Origin of the sequence: Streptomonospora salina, assembly GCF_014204715.1 — a bacterium.
GTDB classification, from domain to species: domain Bacteria; phylum Actinomycetota; class Actinomycetes; order Streptosporangiales; family Streptosporangiaceae; genus Streptomonospora; species Streptomonospora salina.
Genome location: NZ_JACHLY010000001.1, coordinates 2,176,890 through 2,195,412, shown reverse-complemented (window position 1 = coordinate 2,195,412; position 18,523 = coordinate 2,176,890). Strand labels below are relative to the sequence as shown.

At 69.6% G+C, this 18,523-nt stretch carries 10 protein-coding genes; 6 read left to right on the top strand and 4 right to left on the bottom strand.

Features of this window, described 5'->3' with window-relative positions:
* The first annotated feature begins 21 nt into the window (after positions 1-21).
* The gene (locus HNR25_RS09880; RefSeq protein WP_312862724.1) at positions 22-321 is read left to right on the top strand and encodes an NUDIX domain-containing protein; all 300 of its coding nucleotides are present in this window, start codon (positions 22-24) and stop codon (positions 319-321) included.
* A gap of 232 nt (positions 322-553) precedes the next feature.
* Positions 554-1,528 carry a DNA cytosine methyltransferase gene (locus tag HNR25_RS09875; protein ID WP_312862447.1) on the top strand — a complete coding sequence of 325 codons (975 nt, stop codon included), beginning with the start codon at positions 554-556 and terminating at the stop codon, positions 1,526-1,528.
* 67 nt (positions 1,529-1,595) lie between these two features.
* On the opposite strand, the gene drmB is transcribed toward HNR25_RS09875, so the two are convergent.
* From drmB to HNR25_RS09855, 4 genes are read right to left on the bottom strand one after another with little or no spacing between them, the layout of a single operon-like run.
* Complete coding sequence (gene drmB / locus HNR25_RS09870; protein WP_184634351.1) at positions 1,596-3,464, bottom strand: MrfA Zn-binding domain-containing protein; 1,869 nt, start codon at positions 3,462-3,464, stop codon at positions 1,596-1,598.
* Position 3,465: 1 nt separating this feature from the next.
* Positions 3,466-6,687, bottom strand: a complete 3,222-nt coding sequence (locus HNR25_RS09865; protein ID WP_184634350.1) for a helicase-related protein — start codon at positions 6,685-6,687, stop codon at positions 3,466-3,468.
* Positions 6,684-8,546, bottom strand: a complete 1,863-nt coding sequence (locus tag HNR25_RS09860; RefSeq protein WP_184634349.1) for a UvrD-helicase domain-containing protein — start codon at positions 8,544-8,546, stop codon at positions 6,684-6,686. The genes HNR25_RS09865 and HNR25_RS09860 overlap by 4 nt, the downstream gene beginning before the upstream one ends.
* Positions 8,543-13,189: a DEAD/DEAH box helicase gene (locus HNR25_RS09855; RefSeq protein ID WP_184634348.1), complete on the bottom strand. Its 4,647-nt coding sequence runs from the start codon at positions 13,187-13,189 to the stop codon at positions 8,543-8,545. The genes HNR25_RS09860 and HNR25_RS09855 overlap by 4 nt, the downstream gene beginning before the upstream one ends.
* Before the next feature lie 629 nt (positions 13,190-13,818).
* Between HNR25_RS09855 and HNR25_RS09850 the strand changes: the two genes are divergently transcribed.
* The 4 genes from HNR25_RS09850 to HNR25_RS09835 all read left to right on the top strand — a co-directional run bounded on the left by HNR25_RS09850 (position 13,819) and on the right by HNR25_RS09835 (position 18,345).
* Positions 13,819-15,882 carry a helix-turn-helix domain-containing protein gene (locus HNR25_RS09850; RefSeq protein ID WP_221457488.1) on the top strand — a complete coding sequence of 688 codons (2,064 nt, stop codon included), beginning with the start codon at positions 13,819-13,821 and terminating at the stop codon, positions 15,880-15,882.
* Positions 15,879-16,829: a hypothetical protein gene (locus HNR25_RS25850; protein WP_184634347.1), complete on the top strand. Its 951-nt coding sequence runs from the start codon at positions 15,879-15,881 to the stop codon at positions 16,827-16,829. Before HNR25_RS09850 ends, HNR25_RS25850 begins: the two co-directional genes overlap by 4 nt.
* Positions 16,826-17,701: a DUF6339 family protein gene (locus HNR25_RS09840; protein ID WP_184634346.1), complete on the top strand. Its 876-nt coding sequence runs from the start codon at positions 16,826-16,828 to the stop codon at positions 17,699-17,701. Before HNR25_RS25850 ends, HNR25_RS09840 begins: the two co-directional genes overlap by 4 nt.
* 182 nt (positions 17,702-17,883) lie before the next feature.
* A complete protein-coding gene (locus tag HNR25_RS09835) occupies positions 17,884-18,345 on the top strand; it encodes a very short patch repair endonuclease (protein WP_184634344.1) in 462 nt (153 codons plus the stop codon).
* The last annotated feature ends 178 nt before the right edge of the window (positions 18,346-18,523 follow it).

Below are 18,523 nucleotides of genomic sequence, written 5' to 3'. Positions count from 1 at the left end.
CACGGGGGCTACTGCGACGGCATACTGCACCTGCCGTCCGGGCATCTGGACGAGGGCGAACCCGCCCACCACGCGGCGGCTCGCGAAGCCCGCGAGGAGGTCGGGGTCGGCGTCGACCCCGACCTGCTGCGCCTCCTCGCCACGATCCACCACCGCCAAGACGCCGACCTGGCGCGCCTCGGACTGTTCTTCCTCACCGAGGAGTGGTGGGGCGAGCCCGTAAACGCGGAGCCCCACAAGTACGGAAAACTGGTCTGGACCGACGCCAGGCGGCTTCCTTCGGGAACGATCCCTTACCCCGCGGCCGGTATCGAGGCGTGACTGTGGGGTGAGACGTTCGTCCCGCACGGGTGGCCGCTGGCGCCGTGATACCCGACGGTCGGGACGGGGCCGAGCCCGATGCCCGGAAGCCGCGTCTGGGCCGAGCAGTGCCGGCGTATGCGGCGCCGTTGCGTAGCGCCGTGCGGGCTACGATGCTGAAGTCCATGATTGCGGACCCCCCTTCCCACGACGGCACGCAGGCGACGACCGGACGGATGCCGGGAGCGACGTGGTGAGTCTCCGCAGTCTGGAGATATGCGCGGGAGCGGGTGGACAGGCGTGCGGACTGGAGCGGGCCGGGTTCGAACCGGTCATGCTCGTCGACGACGACCCGCACGCGTGCGCGACCTTGCGCGCCAACCGTCCGAACTGGGACGTCCGACAGATGGACGTGGCCGATCTGGTGGGCGCGGAACACCCGCAGATTCTGGATGTCGACCTCCTTGCGGGAGGGCTGCCCAGCGTCCCGTACTCGCAGGCGGGACGCGGAAAGGGGGCCGGCGACTCCCGGGACCTGCTTCGGCAGTCGATCTGGCTGGCCGGTGAGGTCCAGCCGCGCGCGCTCATGCTCCAGAACGTCCCCAGGCTCCTGACGGAGTCCACGTTCGAGGACGCACGGAAATTCGTGCGGGAAGAGCTGGAACACCTCGGCTACGCCTACGACTGGCGAATCCTGGACGCGCGGGAGTTCGGGGTTCACCAACGCCGGCCCTACAGCGTGCTGGTGGCGATGCGTCCCGACGACATGAGCCGCTTCCGCTGGCCCGAACCGGCGCCCGGCGCCCGAACCGTGGGCGAGGTCCTGTGGTCGTCCATGGCGAGCCGAGGTTGGCCCTACGCCGCCGAATGGCGCCGGATCGCCGACGGTATCGCCCCCACGATCGTCGGCGGTTCACGTGACCGCGGCGGCGCGGACCTGGGCCCGAGCCGGTCGAAGGCCGCCTGGGCCCGGCTCGGCGTCAACGGCGACAGTATCGCCGACGACGTCCCGGGACCCGACTTCGAGCTTCGGGCCGGAGAGGGCACGAAGGACCGCGCGGGACTGCCGAAACTGACCGCCGACCAGGCGGCCGTCCTTCAGGGGATCCCCGACGACTGGACGATCACCGGCCGCAAAACGGCGCGGTACCGACAGATCGGCCACGCGTTTCCGCCTCCGTTGGCCACGATTATGGGCGAGAGCATCGCCCGGGCGTTGGAGCGGTGAAAGCCGGTACCGACGTTCCCGGCGGGGCCCGTGGCCGGGTCCCGCCGGCGAGGACCGCAGTCCGCGCTCAGAGGGCGGACATGAATTCTTCGAAGAACCCCTGCGTCGTCTTGTCCGGCGTGCCGATCAGCATGGCCCGGTCCAGGAAGTCGTTGTTCAGCTCGCAGCTCGTTTCGGGCACGAGCATGCACGCGTGGCATGCGGCGAGATTGAGGCTGTCGACGCCCGACGCCTCCGACTCCATGCACAGCGGGTCGGCCGAGCACCACGAGATCCGGCGCAGCGCCGACGCGAGCGAACGTCGCAGGCGCCGCGGCTCGCCCTGGCTCACCAGGCCGCCCAAGCTTCCGGCGGAGTCGCTGCTGGCGGTATAGATCAGCACACCGGCCATGTCCTCGGACACGTAGAGGCGCTCCCGCAGGGCCGACGCCGGGTAGCCGGCGTCCAGGCTCCACTCGTTGATCAGCGCGTGCGCAAGCGTGTGCACCAGCAGCAAACGCGCGTCGACCTGCGACGACGGGGACTGGCGCTTCGAACGGTGGGCACGCTGGTTCAGCAGCTCCTGGTGGTGTCGCCGGATCGACGCCGCACGTTCCTCCGGCCCCGCCGTGAGCCCGGGGGCGGGCGCAGTCCATTCCGCGATCCGGTCCGCGGACAGGCGCAGGAAGACGCCTTCGCCGACGACTTCGACGGCGGGCAACCATCCGACGTCGTCACGGCTCAGGGCGGCGAGCCGGTCTTCGGAGTCGCCCTCCATGGGCGGGTCCACCCGCGTGAACGTCTGCAGCGCCCGGACCTCGCGGAGGCGGGTGACGAGCATCGTGCCCGCGATGCCGGGGGGAGCGGGGGCGTCCGGCAGCTCGTGGGGACGCTTCGTCTGGAAGTGCTGCGTGTCCGATTCGCGGTCGAGCTGTCTGTATTCTTCCTCCCGAAGGACGTCGGACGGTTCGAAACCGGTGAGCACGGACGGGTCGGGGCGTTCACCCGCCTCGTAGGCCTCGTAGTGGCGAACGGCCTCCACGACGTCGTCCGCCTCGAACCGGCCGGGGACCAGACCGGCTTTCTCCGCGAGGCGCCTGATGAGCCCGTCGTCCTCGCCTTTCCACTGGTCGTAGCGACCGGGGACGAGCAGCTCCTCGTAGAGCTCCTCGGAGAACGGCGGGATGGACAGGGCCGACCGGACGACGGGGAACCAGGCCGCCGACGAGCCTCGCTGCATCGTGCGGGGCGTCAGACCGCACTCCTCGTCGGATCCGCGGGGCAGCCACGGACGCTTGCCGAAACAGCGGAAGTTGACGCTGGCCAGGGAACCGCGTCCGAAGGCGCCTTCCATCGACGCCTCCTCCCCGCACGAGCACCCCACGACGATCGACCGCAGGGCCGCGGTGCGGCCGGTGGAGCGGTACGAGAGCCGATGTCCGGATCTCTCGTTCGCGCGCAACGGTCTGCCGTGGACCCACGCTTCATAGGGGAAGTCGTCGAGGTGCCCGCGCTCGCAGGCGACGATGAACCGCGACGGTGTCAACGGTTCGTCGCAGGACGCGCACGCCGTCGAGCCGGGTTTCGGGTTGAACGCGCCGTAGCGACGCAGGTTCTCGTCGCACCCCGTGTCCGGTCGCGCGTCTTTCCCCGGGCACGTGTACATGTCGGGGAACCGGCGGATCCGAACGCCGTCGCCGGCCGGCGGATCGGCGGCCGGAGGCAGATAGAAGCCCTTCCGCATCCCCAACCGGGTCTGCAGCCGGAACTCGTGTATATCCGGATCTCGGCCGACTCTCCAACCGTCCAAACCGCTGACGAGGTAGGACTGATCACCGAGGGCGATCATCGCCCCGACGCCATAGGTGGTGATCAGTTGCGTCCGTCGGACCGCGCCGAGCCGCTGGAAGGTCGGCGTCTTCTCGCCGCCGGTGTTCTTGTCGGAGCGCAAGGCCATTTCAGGTCTCCAGGTAGAGGTCGGAGTCGACGTCGACGTCGCGGAGGCTCATCATCGTCGGCGCCGACTCCCGCAGGTCCTCGTCGTAGCCGTAGTTGCTGAGCAGAGCCTCGTCGGGGGAACGGACATCGCCCGGCCGGGATTTGCGCCGAGCTTCGTAGCGCAGCCCGGGATTGGTCTGGGCCAGGTCGCGCCAGCCGTCGATGAACGTGTCGAGCTCCTCGCGCGTCTCGGCGTGTTCTTCGGGGGCGATCGACGCCACACGGCGCAGGATCCGCTCTTTGAGTCCGTTCAGATCCTCGACGAACCGTTCGACCTTGTTGGCCCCGTCGTCGGGACGTGCCGTCGGCAGCGTGAGGCGGGCCAGCCCCACCAGAACTGCGTGCAGCGCACGGTCGCGGGCCCGAGGCGAGAACGGGGTGACGCTGGTCGACTCCACCTGCCGGTACAGAGCCGAGTGGTAGGACACGAAGTCCTCGTAGTGGGAGCGATCGCGGGAACGGGCCGCGTTGAGCATCGTCACCACCAGGCCGGGGTCGCGCCGGCCGACGCGGCTCGTCGTCTGGATGTACTCCGCGGTGGTCTGCGGCTGGCCCATCACGGCCATGAGCCCCAACCGGTCCACGTCCATGCCCACCGAGATCATGTTCGTGGCGAGCACGACGTCGACGGCGGTGCCGGAGTCCAGCGCACGGAAGAGATCGCCGAGATGGTCCGGGATGTCGCTGGAGTCGACGCGGCTGGTGAGCTCCCGCAACTCGTCCACACGGCGTCGTCGGGACCCGTCGCGGCTCGCCAATTGCTCCAGGCGTTCGTCGACGTCGGCGTAGACCTGCAATTCCGCCGCCGAAAGCAGACGCAGGCTGTTGAAGTAGCCCATGAGCGTCCAGTAGGCGTCGCGGACCGCGGGATCGGCCTCCGCCCGGTACGCGTTGTGCAGCAGCGCCGCGTAGGTGCGGATCAGCAGCGTCGCCTGGCTGGCGCCGGGCGCCAACGCCCCGACATAGCGGCGCGCCCCCTTGGCCTCGCGCGGCGCTTCGACCGCGAACCAGGAATCACGGGCGTCGAGGCCGGACGGCGGGAACTGCTCGACACGGCGGTCGAACAGGAGCTTTCCCTGCTCCTGAGCTCGGCGGATGGTCGCGGTGGAGGCGATCACCTTGGGACGTTCCGCGGCGATGTCGACGGCGGTCTCATACAGGCCGGCCAGTGTTCCGAGCGGCCCCGAGATCAGATGCAGCTCGTCCTGGATGACGAGCTCCGGCGGCGGCGCCTGCGCGTGTTCGCCGCCGGCGCGGTTGAACAGTGCGAACACGTTCTCCCGCCAGGCGATCTGGGCGAACTTGTCGGCGGTGGCGATGACGAGGGTGGGCCGCACCCGGTAGATCTCCTCGTCGACGACGTGCACGGGCAGCCCATCGGCGAAGTCGCACTCGCTGCTGCGGCACCGGATCCGCATCCGTTTCGTTTCGCGGTCGGCTTCGTAGTCCCCGGCGTCCATCGGCGTGGCGCACCACGGGCACGAGGTGAGCTGTACCGGGTTCTCCGTCTGGATCTTGCCCTCTTTGCGCAGCTTCCGCAGGCTCTTCTCCGCGTTCTCGACCTTGTTCGGGGTGGCCGCCTTGCCGACCCACATCCCGATCGAAACCGGTTCCTCACCCAACTCCGACCGGCGCAGTCGGCGTATGCGCTCCATGGAGCAGATGAGCGTGGACGCACGCTCGAACTGCTGAAGCGTCAGCAACCGCAGCGTGTAACGCATCAGAACCGTGACGCCGCCGCCGTCGTCCGGGGAACGCAGCCGGCGCAGGAACGTCGTCAGGGCGATCAGCCCCAGGTACGCTTCCGTCTTGCCGCCGCCGGTCGGGAACCACAGCAGGTCGGCGACCGCGCGGTCGGCGTGACCGCGGTCGGCGATCCCGTTCAGACACAGCAGGATGTAGCCGATCTGGAACGGCCGCCAGCGTCCCTGCCGGAGCGACGGTTCGCCCTGCGCGCCGTCGTTTCTCCACGCCGTGCGGGCGCGTTGGTGGGCCATGGCCTCGTTGGCCATCCGGAACGCCTCGAACACGACGGGATCGTCGCGCAGGGTCGCGATTCCCTCGCTCATTCGGCCGTAGGCCGCGGAACAGGCGTCGAGCTGCTCGCGGGCGACCGTCCCGAACGCGGTGTCGGACAGGGAGTCGGCTTCGGCCGAGCGGTCGGCGATCCATTCGCGGTAGGCGTCGACGATCTGTTGCAGGCGATCCAGGACCTGATCGTCGGGGGCTTCGGCCAGCCACATCATCCTCGGTTCGGCGACGTCCGGGTTGGATCGGGCCTGAAGGACCTCGGAGGTGGGCACGAACGTCGTCCAGACCGCGTCGGTGGCCGCACGGCGGTGGCCGTGGACCCCGCGCGCGGGCGGAGGGGTCCAGTTCCACGTGACCGAGCACCCGTGGCCGGTGGCGAACGTGGGAGCGTGCCGGTGCAGCAGGTCGTTGACGAGGCGTTCGCGTTCCTCCGCTCCTTCGGGGCGGCGACGGTCGACCAGCGCCTCGGACTCCTCGGGAGCGTCGACGCGCAGCTGAGGCTGGAAGAGGCAGCGGGCGTCGAGCAGTTCTTCGTCGTGGGCCTCGGCGGCGTTGACGAGGGTGGCCGTCACCGAGACGTCGCCGTTGCCGTCCGGCTCCCGCACGGTCAGGCGCAGCCGGATCCCGCGTTCCCCGTCGATCGGCTCGTCGTGACTGTGGGGGCGGTCGACGTCGACCTCGACGGGATCGAACGTCAGGGGTCGGCGACGCCACCGCGTGGTGTGCCGTTCGTCGAGCCCGCGGCGTTCCGCACGCCGCGCCGCGACCGGCCGGTCGTTCTCGTCGATCGGCTCGTAGACGGCCGCCGAGACCGTCACCGTGACCCGCCGGGCCCGGCTCGGATCGACGGCGAACGTGAGGCCCATCGCCGACGGGCGCTGGCGGTTCGCCATGGCGACGCCGCTGTCGTGGGCTTCGTCGACGGTCATCTGCGCCGACGCGGGGGGTTCCTCCTGCTCTTCGCGATGGGTGCGCTCGGCCTCGCCGTCGCGTCTTTCGGGGTAGAGCACGCCGGTGATGTAGGCGGTGGCGGGCTCCTCGTCGAGGGTCTCGTGCGGGTCCCCGACCGGGCCGAGGAGATCGGCTTCCAGCCGTCGTGCGAGATCGTCGCGGAAGGCGTAGTGCGCCTCCAGCTCGTTCGTTCCGGTCATTCGTCGGCCTCCTCGCGTCGGAAGTGGAAACGCCCCAGCCCCGTCAGGCGCGGGGCCGTCCACACGCCGTGGTCGCCCAGTCCGGCGATCTTGCCCGCAGCCGGGCTACCGGTGACCGTCTCGACCGTGTCGACGCGTACGTCCGTGATCTCGTAGGGGAAGTTCCGGGGCACGAATCCCCGGTTCACGTTGAGCACGCGGTACAGGTCGCGGCGGAACCGTTCGGAGACGATGCCGATCGGTCGGCCCGCGTGCCGGACCAGATACGGCGGGCTCTCCCGGTCTTCCAGGGATTCGTCGCAGACGCGGTCGAGTACGATCGGGTCGCCCGCCGACACCTCGGTGGAGAGGTATCGCTGGAGTCCGTGGGGATCGTCGGTGAACTCCGCCGTTCCCGCCGGGTCGTCGGCGTGTACGTCGTCTGCGGTCGACTCCATCCCGAACCGTTGCCAGTTCTTGAAACCGTAGCGCTGCCACCGTCGTGTCCCCTGGTGGAGACCGACCCTGCGGGAATCGACCGGGTCCATCCGCAGCAGCTCCGTGCGTGAGCGCGTCATGGCCACGTACAGCACGCGCGCCTCCTCGGCGGCGTCGATCTCGGGGGCCTCGCGCAGCGGCCCCGGGTCGGCCACGACGACCCGGTCGAACTCCAGGCCCTTGGCCCGGTGGAAGGACGAGACCACCACGGCGGCCGGCGGGGCGGCGGCGAGTTCGTCGGGCAGGAGACCGTTCGACACGGCGTCCCGCAGTCGCCGGAGGTCGACGGTGCGCCCGGTCCGTCCGGCCGCCGTCGACGCCAGCGCGCGCCACGCCGTGTCCGGGTCGACGGCCGCGTCGGCGTGTTCGGCGAGCACCGCGTCGAACGACTCCCGGGTGAGCGTCGGTCCGGATTCGGGCGCGAAGAACCGGGCCAGCCAGGCCGGGGCCGCCCGGTCCTGGGCGCCGCGCTGGAGGCGGTGAGCGACACCGGCGGAATGCAGACGCGACGAGACCAGCAGCGCCTGGCCGTTCGTGCGGCACAGCACCGCGGCGGTGCCGTCCGGGTCGGCCACGTGGTCCACGACGTGGTCGTCTTCGAGTTTCCCGACCGGCAGGGCGCTCCGCAGCTCACTGCGGAGCGTCTCGTAGAGGTCGTCGCCGCCTCCCCCTTGCTCCGCTCCGGTGCGCAGCGCCGGCCCGTGGGGGAGAGCGAGCCGTGCCTCGTCGGTGGCGGCTCGGAAATTCCGGGTGAGGTGCAGCTCGACGAGTTCCTCGGCGAAGGTGGATCGGAGCCGGTCGAAGAACCGGTTGGTCTCGCCGGCCCGTCGGGCGGTGTCCTCCAGTTGGAATCCGTAGATGGCCTGAGCGGGATCGCCGACCACGGTGAACCCGCAGTCGAAGCGTTCGAGCAGGGTCCGGACCAGCTCTCTGCGTTCGCCCATCAGGTCCTGCACCTCGTCGACGACGACGTGGCGCAGGTCCTCGTAGAGATCGTCGGCCAGCCCGTCGTCCAGCGCCTTCGCGGCTTCGCGGATCCGCTCGTCGAAGGACGCCGATCGCCAGTCCTGGTCGGCCTTCACCTGCATCAACAGGTCGAGGGCCCACGAGTCGAAAGTCTGCGCACGCACATGGCCGGCGTCGCCGTAGCCGGTCAGGCGTCGACGCAGCTCGCGGACGCTCGCCCGGGAGAAGCTGAGGGCCAGGACGTCGCGGGGAGCGACGTCGCCGCGTTCCACGAGCCGTCCGAGTCGACGGATCAGGGTGTGGGTCTTGCCGGATCCGGCCGCCGCGGTCACCAGCGTCAGGGCGTCGACCGGTTGCTCCACCACGGCGTTCTGTTCGTCGGTGAGCGCCGGCGCGTCGTGGGCAGGTGCCGTCATCGCATCCCCCACAGGTGCTCGAATCCGGTGAACGCCAACGACCGGTTGAAGTTCTCGACGTTGTCGTGGACGTCGAGGATTCGGCATGTTTCCGCGCCGCCGTTGGCCGGGCCGCGGAGGCCGCGGCCGATCATCTGCTGATAGACCGCCGGGCTGTAGGTCGGACGGGCGATCACGACGGCGCGTGTGGCCGGTGCGTCGAAGCCCTGCGCCAACACCCCGTAGTTGGTGAGCACCCGGATCTTTCCGGACCGGTAGTCCTCGATGCTCTTCCGCCGTTCCGCGGTGGGTGTGAACCCGTCGATCGAGGCCGACGGGATCTTCTCGGCGTTCAGCATCGCCGCGATCACCTTGGCGTGGTTCACCGAGGTGGCGAACAGCAGCACCGGCCATTCTCGGGGGAGGACCTTGATCTCGTCGATCAGCATGCGGTTGCGCTCGTCGAACATGCCGAGTCGTTGCTCGGCCGAGCTGGGCAGCCACCGGTCCGCCTTCTTGCGCTCCTCCTCGTCGAGGGTCAGCGTCGACCCCTTCAGCTCCCGATGTTCGACCCGGGCGAGGACACCGATCTCCTGGAGGGCGACCAGCGGATCCTGGTCGTCGAACACTCCCTCGTCCAGCCGGACACCGCCGAACCGGTTGACGAGCCGTCGGGTCTCCTCCTCGTCGCTGCGGAACGGCGTCGCGGTGAGTCCCACCAGCGGTCGGTCGGTCCTGTTGCGGTTCTGGTCCAGGCCGAGCTGTCGGAGGACGGCGGTGGGGCGTTCGGACAGGGCGGCGTGGCCTTCGTCCACGATCACCAGCGCGGCCTCGCGCAGCCAGGCGTAGTCGTCCTGGCTCAGCCGGCTGTCGAGCTTCGCGTCGGTCGCCACGACAAGGTGGGGGAAACCGTCGACGGGGGCGGCGTCGTTGCCTCCCCAGAAGCGGCTCACGGTCAGACTCTGCCGCGGACCCACCGCCGACCACACGAACTTCCAGCTCTGCACGGCCTGCTCGCAGAGTTCCTCGGTCTGGGCGATCCAGAGGATGGGGGCGTCGATGCCCCGCTCCCGCACCATCCGGATGACGGCCTCGACCGCGACCCGGGTCTTGCCCGCGCCCGTCGGCAGGCGCAGCATCGCCCGTCCCGGCTCCTGGCGTTTCAGGAACATGAGCATGTTGGCGACGAGCTTCTCCTGGTATCCGTGCAGCTGCGGGAAGTCGGTCGGCCCGTCGACCTTCTCCGTCTCGGGCGGAGTCTCGGCCTTGTGGCCGGCGTAGCTCTCCGGGAGTCCCAGCTCGCTGACGAACCGCCGGCTGGTCGCGCTCCCGGAGAACGTGCTGGGCGCCTCTTTGATCCGGGCGGCGACGTCCTTGTTGTATTCCCGAAGCACGCCGTCGCCGTAGGCGTGGAGGGCGAGTCGGGCGAGTTCGGGGCCTTCGGGGGTTTTGCCGGTGCGGGACGATTCGGCTTCGACGAGCCCTTCCGGGAGGCCGGCGCGCAGGCGCTCCTCGCCGATGGCGACCAGGAACTTCTCCTCGTCGGTGGTGGCGGCGCGGATCCTCTTGACGAGCTCGTCTTCGCGCTGCTTCTCGCGCATCTGCAGGATGCGTTCGCACCGCGGGCGCCCGAGCCCGAGCCTGAGTACCGCGTCGACGGCGACGAGGGTTTCGAGGTCGTTCCCGGGGGCGAGCACGAGCACGGTGTTCTCGTGCAGGGCACGCTCCAACGGGATGGTCCGTGCGCCCTGGGGAGTGCGCACCACCTCCTCCAGGAGGTTGCACCGCACCAGATACCGGTTTTCGACGGCCCGCGCGTGGGTGTGTAGGTTCGGGAACTCGTCGCGGAGCAGGACCGGCTCGGAATCGGCTTCGAAGCGGACCTCCTTCTGGATCACGTCCGCCGGATCGAGCATGCCCCAGTCTTGGCGAAGCCAGGCGGCGGTCTCCCCGTCCGGGGCCCACAACGCGGGCAGGCCTTCGCGGACGAGGGAGTCGTACTCCGAGCGCACGTGGGTGACCGCGATCTCGGAATCCGGGAACTCACACGACCGGGTGTCGCCGACACGGCACCGTGTGCCGACTCCTTCCGGCCATTCGGTGTCCGCCTGGAGCAGCAGCGAGTAGACACGGCCGGGGAAGCGGTCGTCCTCGCTTGCGGCGGCCTTGGTGCACGCCTCCTTCCACACCGGCGCCGGAACCTTCTCCAGCGTCGCCGGAAGGCCCAGGTGGTCGGCAATGATCGGCGAGATGTCGGCCACCGGGAACACGTCCCGGTAGTCGGACAGGGCCGGTCCGACGCATCGGGAAGGGCGCGCGAGTCCGGCGGAGGTCGGGAGTACCGCGTGTCGGCGCACCATCCACACGAGAGGCGGGCGGATGGAGACGGGGGTACTCGACTGGCGCCCGCCCTGTACGGTCCAGTGGGATACGAGGCCGTTGACCGGGAGATGGCGCACGTAGGCCGCGCAGCCCTCGGGCGACAACCGCGTCAACAGGTCGAGCGGGCCCGCCGGGGAAGGTCCCTCGACGTGCATCGCACGGGGGCGGCTGGCTTTGGGGTCGAGCTGCTTCACGTACGTTTCCCGGGCCCGTTCGGCGTACTCTTCGAACCAGGGCGCCTCAGTGGGGTCGTGCTCCGGGGCGGGCCGGTCGATGAGCCCGAGCCGGGTCAGCAACGTGCGGTCGGGGCCGTGGAACCGCATGTCCACGGCGATGTCGGCGTCTCTGGAGCCGTCGTCGGGAACCACGGGTCCGGGAGCCAGGCACTCGCGGAGGGGACGGAACTCCCCGTCGACCGTGCGCACCCGCAGTTCCTCGACGGAACCGTCGGGGCCCTCCCGGAGAGCGCTGAGAACGCGGTCGCCGGTCACGCGGCGCGACAGCTCCCAGAACGCGGTCCACGCGTCGTCGGAGTAGCCTCCGAACCCGCGGTCCACCACGGCGGCGAAGCGGCCGGTCGCGTCGGCTTCGCGCACGCCGAGATCGTCGAGGGCGGTGGTGACACCCATGTGGTCGAGTACGCGTCCGTCGACATAGGCGAGGTCGTCTTGCAGGTCGTCGTCGGAGCTGCGTCGGAACACGTGACCCCGTTCCGCCCGGACGAGCTCGCCGGACTCGGTCAGAACGACCTTCGCCTTCAGGGCGTCCTCCCTCAGATCGGGAAACCGGCGCACGATCTCGCCGAGAATACGGACGGCGGTGGCCGAGGCCGTGGGGGTGCGGTCCGCGACGAGCGCGTTCAACCAGTGTTCGACGGACGTATCCGTCTTGCCCGCCCGGTCGAAGATGTAGCCGACGCGGGCGCGTCGTTCCCGCCGCTCCGTGGAGTGGTGGACCCAGTCCACCGGTCGGCCCTCGTAGCCTTGCCACATCTTCAGGCAGGTGTCGTCGAGCCCGGCCGGGTGCATGCTCAGCTCGTCCGGGGAGCGGAACGCGCCCTTCTGGTTGGGCAGCGACGGGCGTTCCGCAGCGATGCGCCAGATGGCCTCCGTCAACCCGCCGTCGGCGAATTGCGGAGCCTCTCTCCCACGGCCGGGCAGGTAGTCCAGGAATCGGGCCGGGTCGTCGGGGCCGGCGATCAGCGGCAGCGAGTCGACGACGAGCGAGGCCGCGACGTCGAGAAGCTCGTCGTTGAACGCGTTGCCGTCGAAGATCGCCTGCCGGTCCTCAGACGTCTTCCACGGTGCGTTCAGAATGCCGCGCAGCGTGGTCTTGAACTTGGTCGGGAAGTAGGCCCAGAAGTCCCCGCGTTCACGCCTGCCCGCCGGTACCGCCCAGGAGACGTCGACCTCGGGCCGGTCGTGGAGCTCGCCCGCGGATCGAAGGGCCTTGTCGGAAGGCGCGTGTTTACGCGTGAAGACCCGCCACTCGTGCTGGACGCTGTCGCCGCCCGGGCGGTCTTCCGTCAGCGTGTGGAAGTCCCCGAAGACACGTTGATGGATCCGGCGCCGCACGGGGCGTGCTCCCCGACGGTCGTCGAGGACGACCGCGCCCACGTGCGGCGAGAACAGCGGGAACTCCACCGGGAAGTCCGCCAGGTCTTTGCCGAGGCGTTTGTGGCTGCCGGGCTTGAGCGGGATCCTGACCACCGTGGTCGCCCACGCGGCCAGCTCGTCCAACACGGGATCGTCCCGCCGCTCCTGCGCGGGGTCCAGCGGGGTGGCCATGCGCAACACCGGCGTCTCCTCGGCCCCCGGGGAGACCGTCCGGATCTCGGCGGCCGACCACTCGCGGTCGAACCCGAAGCCGAACTCCACCCCGTCGATCCGGCTGAAGAACTGCGGGGTGTCGGAGACCGTCAGCACCGACTTCACGCCGACCCCGAACCGGCCGATCTGGCCGCCCCGCTTCCGGGACACGCTCATGCGCAGGATGGTCTCCGCGCCTTCGGCCGACATCGGGTCGCCCTCGTTGGCGCAGTACAGATGCGTCGATGTGAGGACCACCGCGACTTTGCCGTCGTGGCTGCCGTGCAACTCGTCGGCGCCGTTCTGGACGAGTTCGAAGATCTGGCGATCCCCGTATCCGCCCTGTTCGATTCGACGCTCGTTGTTCACGTGCTCGCGAATGAGTCCGGGGTCGACGCGATAGGTCTCCAACACGCGTCGGGACTGCTCGCTCACGACGTCGAGGACGTTTTCCGCGTCAGGCGATCGGATCATGAAAAGACTGGACTCTCTAGCGGGGGTGGGAATAGAGAAAACGACTGTCCGGCTGAGCGGGGCCGGGGTGAGGCGAGGTGCTTTCAACTCTTGTTTTTCGGTGCGTTCCCGGTGACGGCTCGGGCGTTCGGACGGGCGCACCGGTCCGGAGCGCCCGTGGGGCAGGCGGTTCGGAAGGGCGGACACAGCGAGCATGCGGCGGCGCGCCCGTTCGCGGACGGTGTGACGAATGCTTGCGCGCCGGAGGATCGTATCCCGTCGAAACGAATGGAAAGCGGGGGGATGCGACGACGGGCCTACGCACGAGTGCGTGCGTAGACACACGTTGGCCTATACGGGCGGAGATCTGTTCCGCCCGATTCGGAGTTCGCACAACCTAGCACGGTCGCCACTGCCGTGTCAGTCGAATGGGAAAACCCTTATCACAAGCGTGTTCCGATTACTCCGGTGAACAATCGGACACGTTGAGTGTGTTTGCCGATCCGGTATGCAGTATTCCCTCGTGTGGGCGGCGACGATATCGCAGCGGTAACCGTGGTGGCGCGCTGCATGTAGGCTTCGAGGGCAATCGGAGTTTGACAGTGGAAAATGTGTCAACATATCGGCTCTGACGTGCACGGGAGTATGTGATGGCCGACGCCATGGAGTTCGGCGAGTGGCTGGGGCGCCAGCTGAGTCGCAGAGGAACGACCCAAGCCGATCTGGCGGCCGAACTCGGTGTGACCAGGGCTGCCGTTTCCTCGTGGATCTCGGGCAGAGTCCAACCTCGCATCGACAAACTGCAGGCGATCCAGATCTTTCTGGGACTCGAACCCGGGCCGGATGCGCTTCAAGTCGACGCCGCCGATCGTTCGTCGGACTTGACCTGGTATCACCGCCCCGCCCACGCCGACGGAGGACGCGAGCTGGGCAACGCCGCAGCGTTCGCCTTCGAGTCGGATCTGGCGGTGTTGGCGCGTGAGGCCACGCAGAACAGTCTCGACGAACGTTATGTGGCGGATGAACCGGTCCGGGTCCGGTACGAGCTGAACGAGATCTCCGGGCGGCGTCTTGAGCGGTTCCTCGAAGCCCTGCGTTGGGAGTCGATCGAACCTCACCTCGATGCGGCCGCGGCTTCAGGGCAGAAGGTCGGGCGCGTGTTGGGGGACGGTCTGGCCGAGCTCCGCCACAAGGAGCGCTTGGTGCTGCTGCGTATCGACGACTACAACGCGTCGGGGCTTACGGGCGACGAGTACGAAGACGGACGCTTCGCCGCCGTCGTACGTCGCCAGCTGGACAGCCGTAAGACCGGCTCGGCCGGTGGCACGTACGGATTGGGCAAGGCGACGCTGTGGGCGGCCAGTCGCCTCGGTACCGTGTTGATCAACAGCACGTTGTCGGAACCCCACGGAGGACGCAGCGAACGCCGACTCGTCGGCCGACTCGACCTGCCCTGGCATCGCACCGCGGAAGGCGAGTGGGCCGGACCGGCGTGGTTGGGCGTTCCGGACGCCGCACGCGACGCGGCGCGTTCCTGGTGGGCGGATCCGGTGATCACGGAGGATCTCTTTCTGACCCGATCGAGCAGCGCTCCCGGAACATCGTTCCTGGTCGTGGGTGTGCAAGAATCCGTCGGAGAGGCTGGCGATCTCGAGGAGATGCGGAACAGGTTGGCGGAGGCCGTCGGTCGCAACTTCTGGGCGGCCATGATCGCGCCGGGCGGCGGCCGACCCACGCTGGAGGCCTCGGTCGCGGCGTTCCGCGACGGCGAAGCGGTGGTTCCGGAAGAGCCCGTCGACCCCTACCTGGCCGAGCCTTCGCGCGCACGGGCGCTGCGCGTTTACTACGACGGCGGGACCGTGTCCGAACCGACCGATTCGCAGTCGGTGGTGCAAAGCACCGTGCCGCTCCGCGTCCCCCCGCTTAAGGAGGGCGGAGGCGCGCAGACGGAACACCGGGCCGTGCTGCTTCTGACGGAGGCCGACGAGCGCGAAGAGAAGACCAACCGGCTGGTGACCATGCGCGGCAGTCGCATGGTGGTCGCGGACCGGAAGGTCACCGACGTGCCGATGGGCGCACCTCGGTTCCAGGCGGTCCTGCTCGCGGGGGGAGCGGTCCGCGAGCCGGACGACGCCACCGCGGCGGCCGAACGGTTCCTGCGCACGGCCGAACCGCCCGACCATGACGACTGGCGCAAGACCGACGACCTCGTCTCCACCTATGCGCGGGGCGCGATCTCCAGGATCGAGGAGTTCGGCCGCGCCATGACCGCGGAGATCCGCCGCATCCTGCACCGGCCCGCTCCCGACACGCGTGACGAAGGGCCGGCCGAACTGCGGGACGTGCTCGACCTGACCCGGCCAAAGAAGCCGCAGAGCCCGAAGTATCCCACCGTGGATGCGCTGGACGGCGAGATCCTCCCCGACGGCGCCTGGCGCGTGCGGGTCACGGTGAAGCTGCCCGCCCGCGAGGACCCCTGGCACGGCGTACCCGTGCTGAAGTTCGTGACCCGTTCGGGACCGCACGCGGTGGCGGACTGGGCCGGTCTCACGCCGGAGAGCGGCTGCGAGGTCGCCGAGGACGGGCGCCTGGTGTTCGAGCCCGGTTCCCGGACCGCGCGGTTCGAAGGCGAGACCGATGTGACGAGCCACCCGGTCGCCGCCGCCATGGCGGAGGTCGAGGTGGAGCTGCGGCGCGCCAAGGAGGCGGTGTGACGACGACGCTGGTCCCCTACCCCCGACTTCCCGGGACGGTGTCGCTCGCCGTCGAGAATGCCGCCATCGACGGCGTCGCACTCTCCCGACGGGCGATATCCGAGGACGACCGTTCGGTGGCGCTCGAACGGACCGAGTTCGGCGACTGGCGGCGCGCGTCGTTCACGATCCGGTTGGAGGCGCCCCAACTGCACGGCGACGACCGGTGGAGCGACGTGCAAGCCGTAGCCGTACTCGAGGAACGGGCGACCCGGACACGGACCGTCACCCCTCTGTCCCCGACGGGAGAAGGCGTCTTCCGCGGCACGGCCGAGCTGGCGCGTGCCGACCACACGGGGCGGGTCCGGTTGAGCGGGCAGATCGTCGCGACCGTCGGAGGGATCCGCGGTCGGGCCATCGCGACGGCCGCGCCGTTCTGGACGATCGACCTGAAGACGCCCGATCCCACACGCAAGGAGGCCGTCACCACCTGCTGGGTCGACTTCGGAGCCGACGAGGACTCTTACCTGTACCGGTATCGGGAAGCGCCGTGGACGCTCGACACCAGCGGCGACGCGCCGGTCGTCTACCTCAACAGCGGGTTCGAAGGCCTCCGGGAGACGCTCCACGGCCGTGACAAGGCCACCCGCGCTGCGCTCGCCGCCGAGATCGCCGTCGAGAGCTGGACCGCGCTGTTCGACGCGGCGGTGGACACCGTGCCGATGCACGGGGAGCGGCCGGAATGGCCGAGCGGATGGCCGGAGGACGTTCTGAGCCGGATGCTCCCGCAGGTGTTCCCCGAGATGTCGCCCGAGGACGCGTTGGCCGAGACGGTGGCGCGTGCCCGGTTCGCCGGCGGCAGCGGAGACCTGCAGGCGCGGGTTCAGTATGCGGCGGGCCGGAAAGCCAGACTCCCCCGTCGCCTCGGCGACTTCATCCGTGCAGCGAGCCGCAAGGAGGGACAGTGACCGGCGCGGTGCCCGAACACATCGGTCGACTTCCGGACCGGGAGGCGGTCGGGCATCTGACCGAGGAGGTCCTGCTCGGTGCGCAGGCCCCGCCCCAGAAGGCGCTCGCGGCGGCGTGCCGCGCGCCCGGATCCTCCCGAGACCTGCGGGCGGGCCCCGTGCGCGAGGTCGTACAGACGGCCATGGACCGTTTCGCCGCCAGCCCCACGGAGTCCGACGCGTGGTTGGCTCCCCGGTTGCACGCGTCGCTGCGCCTGCTCCGCAGCGAAGCCGCCGATACCGAGCTGTGGAACTTCGTCGCGCTGCTCGTCGCCCCCGATTACGTCCGTTGGCGATGGGGCGCCACGACCGCCGACGGCGCGCCGAAGCCGGTGAACCGCGACCGTTTCCGCGGCCCCAACCACACGCAGGCCTTCGCACGCCTGTGGTGGGCGGCGGAGGTCTTCCGCAACGGCGACGATTACCGGTCGGTGGCGAAGGCGTGCACGAACCAGGAATTCTTCCACAACATCCTCCGGCTCGACCTCGTGCACCACCGGACCATGGCCCAGGCGTTGATCCGATTCGCCGAGCGGCGCTCGCTGGCGCAGACACGCGAGATCAACGCCCTGTCGAGGGCGGTGAACGCCGCGGGCAGCACCCTGGTGTACGAGGCGTTGGCGCCGGACTCCCCGCGCGACACCGGCGCCTACCGGGATTGGACGGACGAGGCGGACGAGATCTACCTTCCCTACGGTTCCCTCCCGAAGGGACCCGACGACGGTCGGGTCGCGGAGGACGCGGTCGAGGTCTTGCTGCCGCTCGTGGACGAGCTCTACGCCGAGGCCTCCGTGCGCGGTCGGACTCCGGAGGAGTCGAACGTTCCCTCGTGATGCCGAGGCCGCTGCCCGCCTTCGAGCTCCGTGCGTGTAGCGGCGCGAGGGAAGCGGAGTGGTAGCTTGCCGGATATCCGGCGCGAGGCGCCGCCGTCCGAGCAGCGGATACCGCCGACGCGACTGCGGGCCGGGGCCTCCGCATCCGAAGCGGTCGATACGTGCATGGGGTTCAGGAGCGGATGAGCGACCACGCCGAATCGCAGGCCGGGGAACGGTCCTGGGCGTCGAGTGCCGGCACTCGACGCAGCATGCGGTCGAACAAGGGCCGGGACACCAAGCCCGAACTCGCGCTTCGACGTGCGGTTCACGCCATGGGCCTGCGCTACCGGGTCGCCTACCGTCCCGTCCCTTCGGTGCGGCGTACGGCCGACCTCGTCTTCACACGCGCGCGACTGGCCGTGTTCCTCGACGGATGCTTCTGGCACGGATGCCCGGAGCACCACACCCGTGCCAAGACCAACGCCGAATACTGGGCCTCGAAAGTCGAGAAGAACCGCGATCGGGACCGTCAGACGGACCGCCTCCTCGAGGACGCCGGATGGACGGTACTGCGCGCGTGGGAGCACGAGGACCCCCAGGACGTCGCCGTCCGCGTATACGAGCGTTACACGGGGATCATCGAAGCTTCCGGCGACGAGTGACCGCCACCGGCGAGCGGGTGCGTCTCGCCGCCTGTGGAGTGGCGTGGGCAGGGGTCGGATCTTCGGTGTACATTGAGCCGCGGTCGCTGGATTCGGCGACGAACCGCGAGTATATGATCTTCTGGACTACCGTCCTCGCCGCGTCACCCGGGGCGGGAGCGACACCGTGTGTCCGTCA

What these genes read in the sequence shown, in the direction of transcription:
- drmB (WP_184634351.1), bottom strand. Translation starts at nt 3,464, where the DNA reads ATGGCCTTGCGCTCCGACAAGAACACCGGCGGCGAGAAGACGCCGACC.
- HNR25_RS09865 (WP_184634350.1), bottom strand. Translation starts at nt 6,687, where the DNA reads ATGACCGGAACGAACGAGCTGGAGGCGCACTACGCCTTCCGCGACGAT.
- HNR25_RS09860 (WP_184634349.1), bottom strand. Translation starts at nt 8,546, where the DNA reads ATGACGGCACCTGCCCACGACGCGCCGGCGCTCACCGACGAACAGAAC.
- HNR25_RS09855 (WP_184634348.1), bottom strand. Translation starts at nt 13,189, where the DNA reads ATGATCCGATCGCCTGACGCGGAAAACGTCCTCGACGTCGTGAGCGAG.
- HNR25_RS09850 (WP_221457488.1), top strand. Translation starts at nt 13,819, where the DNA reads ATGGCCGACGCCATGGAGTTCGGCGAGTGGCTGGGGCGCCAGCTGAGT.
- HNR25_RS09835 (WP_184634344.1), top strand. Translation starts at nt 17,884, where the DNA reads ATGAGCGACCACGCCGAATCGCAGGCCGGGGAACGGTCCTGGGCGTCG.